This is a genomic window from Streptomyces sp. B15 (assembly GCF_018070605.1).
In the GTDB taxonomy this organism is placed as follows: Bacteria; Actinomycetota; Actinomycetes; order Streptomycetales; family Streptomycetaceae; genus Streptomyces; species Streptomyces smyrnaeus.
Window position 1 is genome coordinate 1 of sequence record NZ_JAGPXJ010000181.1, and the last position, 5,461, is coordinate 5,461.

The 5,461-nt window shown below is 73.6% G+C and carries 2 protein-coding genes; both read left to right on the plus strand.

Annotation, left to right across the window (positions count from 1 at the left end; all coding sequences use genetic code 11):
• The coding region (locus KBY19_RS35525; protein ID WP_210967490.1) for a beta-ketoacyl reductase at positions 1–1,183 on the plus strand (1,183 nt) is incomplete at its 5' end.
• A gap of 251 nt (positions 1,184–1,434) precedes the next feature.
• A partial coding sequence (locus KBY19_RS35530) for a type I polyketide synthase (RefSeq protein ID WP_210967491.1) occupies positions 1,435–5,461 on the plus strand: 4,027 nt, incomplete at its 3' end.

The following is a 5,461-nucleotide window of genomic DNA, read 5'->3' on the forward strand; positions in this document are numbered from 1 at the left end:
TGTTCTGGATGACGCCGTGCTGGCCTCGCAGTCCGCCGAGCGGCTTGCCGGCGTATGGGCGCCGAAGGCCACGGCCGCATACAACCTGCACCGGGCCACCGCCCACCTCCCCCTCTCCTTCTTCGTCGTCCTCTCCTCGAGCACGGCAGCGCTGGGCAGCCCTGGGCAGGCGAACTATGCGGCGGCGAACGCGTTCTGTGATGCCCTTGCTGTTCACCGTCGTTCCCTTGGTCTGCCTGGTGTCTCCGTGGGCTGGGGGTTGTGGGCGGAGGCGAGCGGGATGTCCGGCGGGCTCGGCGAAGCCGACCTCGCCCGAATGGCGCGCTCCGGAGTGGGCGCGCTCGCGACCGATCGCGCGCTGGAGCTGTTCGACAGCACTCGCCACGACGGGCGCCCGCACCTCCTCGCCATCGATCTCGATGTACGGGCGCTCGCCACCCAGCCCGCCGAGGTGCTGCCACCGGCACTCCGCGCGCTCGCCGGTACCGGCAGGGGCGGGGCCGGCGGTGCGGAGGGGCGCGTACGGCGTACGGCGGCGACAGCCGTGCGCGCGGAGTCGGAGGACTGGAGCAGCAGGCTGGCCGGGCTGTCGGCGGGTGAACGACACCGGGTGCTGCTCGATCTGGTGCGCGGCCATGTCGCGACCGTGCTCGGGCACGCGGATCCCGAAGCGGTCCAGGAGGGGGCCTCGTTCAAGGACCTCGGGTTCGACTCGCTGACGGCCGTCGAGCTGCGCAACCGGCTCGGCGCCGCGACCGGGCTGCGGCTGCCGCCCGCCCTGATCTTCGACTACCCACGGGTCGGCGCGCTTGCCGAGGAGCTGCTGGAGCGGGTCGCGCCGCAGAGCGGGACGTCGGACGGCGGGCCGCAGGAGGTGTTCGAGCTGGAACCTGTGCTCGACGAACTCGCCCGGTTGGAGGGCACCTTGGGCGCCGCCGCACTGAGGGACGGCGACGCCCGTGCTGTCACCTCGCGGTTGGAGGACCTGCTCCACCGGTGGAGGTCGGCACAGACACTCCCGGGCGACGTCGGCGACGGGCACGGCCAGGGGGACCAGAAGGGCAACGGCAACGACAACGGCAGCAGCGAAGGCAACGGGAACGGCAGCGGTGGCACACGGCTCCAGGACGCCACGGCCGACCAGCTGCTCGACTTCATCGACAACGAGCTGGGCGCGTCCTGACGACCACGGCTGACGGCGAAGACCCGGCGACGTACACCGAGTCGACGAGTCGGTAAATCGGCGAATCGGCGACAAGAGCAGTGCCACAAGAGCAGTGACCTACAGCGCCGCACGGCGACATATGACGACGTACACGACGAAGTGCCACAACGCCGTACACGACGGTGTACGGAGCAGAACGGCGACACACGGAACAGGGCAGGGCGCACCAGCAGGCAGCACGCCAAGCGGATAGGGCCGGTGAGAACCAGATGGCGACCGAAGAGCAGTTGGTCGAATACCTCAAGCGTGTCACCACCGATCTCCAGGAGACGCGCCGGCGGCTGCGCCAGGTCGAGGAACAGGCGCAGGAGCCGGTGGCCGTGGTCGCCATGGCCTGCCGATTCCCTGGAACCGGCCGGGACGGGGACACAGGGCCAGGCGGCGGTGACATCACCTCGCCGGAGGAGTTGTGGGAGCTGGTGGCCTCGGGCACCGACGCGATCGGCGAATTCCCCACCGACCGTGGTTGGGACCTGGAGGGCCTCTACCATCCCGATCCCGACCACCCGGGAACCACCTACACCCGCAAGGGCGGCTTCCTCTACGACGCCGACCAGTTCGACGCCTCGTTCTTCGGCATCTCACCGCGTGAGGCACTCGCCAGCAGCCCCCAGCAGCGGGTGCTCCTCGAATGCTCCTGGGAGGCGATCGAACGTGCCGGTATCGACCCCGGCACCTTGCGCGGCAGCCGGACCGGCGTCTACGCGGGGACGGCGACCACGGGCGACGGCTCGAAGGGCGGCGGCGGCTCCTCGCAGGCGTCCGAGGGGTATGCGGGCAACGCACCCAGTCTGCTGTCGGGCCGGGTCTCGTACACCCTGGGCCTGGAGGGGCCCGCCGTGACGATCGAAACGGCCTGTTCCTCCTCCCTGGTGGCCATCCACTTGGCGGGTCAGGCGCTGCGCCAGGGAGAGTGCGAGCTGGCGCTGGCCGGTGGTGTGACGGTCATGGCCACTCCGGAGGTGTTCACCGGCTTCTCGCGGCAGCGCGGTCTGTCGCCGGACGGGCGGTGCAAGGCGTTCGCCGCGAGCGCCGACGGCACCGGCTGGGGCGAGGGGGCCGGTGTCCTGGTGCTGGAACGGCTGTCCGACGCACGGCGCAACGGCCACCCGGTACTGGCCCTGCTGCGCGGCTCGGCCATCAACCAGGACGGGGCCAGCAACGGTTTCACGGCGCCGAACGGCCCCTCCCAGCAGCGCGTGATCCGCCACGCGCTCGCCAACGCGCGGCTCTCGGCGTCCGAAGTGGATGTGGTGGAGGCGCACGGCACCGGGACCGTCCTCGGCGACTCCATCGAGGCCGACGCGATCATCGCGACCTACGGCAGGAACCGGCCCGAGGACCGGCCCGTCCTGCTCGGTTCCGTGAAGTCCAACATCGGGCACACACAGGGCGCAGCCGGGGTGGCGGGTGTCATCAAGATGGTGCTGGCGATGCGGCACGGCACCCTGCCCGCGTCCCTGCACATCGAGGAGCCGACCCCGCACGTCGAGTGGGACGCCGCGGCCGTGCGGCTGCTGACCGCGCCCGAGGAGTGGCCGCTCACCGGCCGACCGCGGCGGGCCGGTGTCTCCTCGTTCGGTATCTCCGGCACGAACGCGCACGTCGTACTGGAACAGGCACCGCAGCCGGAGCCGGTGGCCCCTCCCGAAGCCGCGTCCGAGGCTCCCGGGACCGGGCCGGAGGGGGGAGGCGGAGCAGCGCCCGTCCTCCCTTGGGTGCTGTCCGCGCGGAGTGTGCCCGCGCTGCGCGCCCGGGCACGCGAACTCGCCGAGCACACCGACCGCGTCACCGAGGCGGCACCCCCCGAGGCGGCATCCTCCGAGGCGTCTCCCGATGCCTCCGCCGGGGCGTTCACCGGTTCGGCCGACGGGGCGACCGCCGCCGACATCGGCTGGTCGCTCGTCAGCACGCGGTCCGTCTTCGAGCAGCGTGCCGTCGTCGTCGGCGCCGACCGCGATGAACTGCTGGCGGGCGTACGGGCGCTGGCCTCGGGTGAGGAACACTCGGCCGTCGTCGGCCCGGGCGACGCGGCGGGAGCGGGCTCGGGCGGGTCGGCGCCCGTGCTGGTCTTCCCCGGGCAGGGCTCGCAGTGGGTGGGCATGGGCGCCGGGCTCCTCGACTCCTCGCCGGTGTTCGCGGACCGGATCGCGGCGTGCGAGCGCGCCCTGGCGCCGTACGTCGACTGGTCCTTGACCGATGTCCTCCGGGGCGCCGAGGACGCGGCCGACCTGGGCCGGGTGGACGTGGTGCAGCCCGCGCTGTGGGCCACCATGGTCGCGCTGGCGGACGTGTGGGCGGCGCACGGCGTCGTACCGGCCGCCGTCGTCGGGCACAGCCAGGGGGAGATCGCCGCTGCCTGCGTGGCGGGGGCGCTCTCCCTGGAGGACGCCGCCAAGATCGTCGCCGTACGGAGCCGGGCACTTCGGCAGCTCTCCGGCAGTGGAGCCATGGCTTCGCTGGCGGTGGGAGAGGAGCACACGGCCCGGCTGGCTGAGCGCGCGGCCCCCGAGGTGGTGGTGGCCGCAGTCAACGGCCCCGCCTCCACCGTCGTCTCCGGCCCGCCCGAGCAGGTCGCCGCGCTCGTCGCGCACGCCGAGGAAGAAGGAGTGCGGGCCCGGACGATCGACGTCGACTACGCCTCGCACGGCCCGCTCGTCGACCGGATCACCGAGGAGCTGACCGAGCGCCTCTCCGGAGTACGCCCGGTGCGCGCGGAGATCGCCTTCTACTCCACCGTCACCGGCACCCGTACGGACACCTCGGCCCTGGACGGCGACTACTGGGTGACCAATCTGCGCCGCCCCGTACGGTTCGCCGACGCCGTGGCCGCGCTGCTGGCCGACGGGCACCGGGTGTTCGTGGAGGCCAGCCCGCATCCGGGACTCACCTTCGGCCTCCAGGAGTGCTTCGACGAGGCGGGTGTCACCACCGCGGCCGCCGTGCCCACGCTCCGCCGTGACCAGGGTGGCCCCGAGCAGCTGGTGCGGGCCGTGAGCCATGCGTTCACCGCGGGGGCACGCGTCGACTGGAGCCCCTGCTTCCCGCAGCGACCCGCCCCGAGGACGGTGCCGCTGCCCACCTACCCCTTCCAGCGCCGGCGGTTCTGGGCCCACGGCGGCACGGGCGACGGTGGTGGCGACCCGGCGGGTCTCGGCCTCACCTCCGCCGACCATCCACTCCTCGGCGCGGCCGTCGAGGTCGCCGAAGCCGACACCCGGCTGCTCACGGGGCGGCTGGCCGCGACCGGTGGCGCTGCCTGGCTGGCCGACCACCAGGTCGACGGCACCACGCTGGTGCCCGGTGCCGCGCTCGTCGAATGGGCGCTGCGCGCCGCCGACGAGGTGGGATGCGCGGGCGTCGAGGAGCTGGCTCTGCAGACCCCGCTGCTGCTCCCGGCCTCCGGTGGGGTACGCGTCCAGGTCGTGGCGGGCCCGGCCGACGAGGAGGGGCGGCGCGACGTCAGGGTGCATGCGCGCCCCGACCACGACGATCAGGCGCCCTGGACGTGTCACGCCGTCGGCGTGCTCGGCCCCGTCGGCGTGCTCGGCCCCGAAGCCGTGCCACCCGTGGAGCAGCCCCCGGGAGGGCTCCCGGGGGAGCCCGGGGAGGAGTCCGCAGCGGCCGTGTGGCCGCCGCCAGGCGCGCGCCCCGTGGAGCTGGACGGCTTCTACACGCGGGCCGCGGCGGCCGGATACGGCTACGGCCCCGCCTTCCAGGGCGTGCGGGCCGCCTGGTACGACGGCGCCGACCTGCTGGCCGAGGTGGAACTGCCCGAGGCCGCGGGCAAGGAGCCAGACGGCTTCGGCATCCACCCGGCGCTCCTCGATGCGGCTCTCCACCCGGCGCTGCTGGGGGAGAAGGACAGCGGGAGCGCGGAGGACGACGGCCGCGTCTGGCTGCCGTTCGCCTGGAACGGGGTCACGCTGCACGCCACAGGAGCGACCACGGTGCGGGTCCGCGTCTCGCCCCACGACGGGGGAAGGGACGGTGACGAGACCGGCGCGGGCGGTGGCCGGACACTGCGGCTCACCGTCGCCGACCCGACAGGCGCACCCGTCCTCACGGCGGCTTCCGTGGTGCTGCGCCCTGCCGACACCGACCGGCTCCGGGCCGCCGCACGGGCCGCGGCCCAGGGGCTGTTCGCGCTCGACTGGATACCGGCCACAGGCGTCCCCTCCGACGAGCGCAGGGACATACTCGACGGCGGCTGGGCGGTGCGGGGGTGCCGTCCGC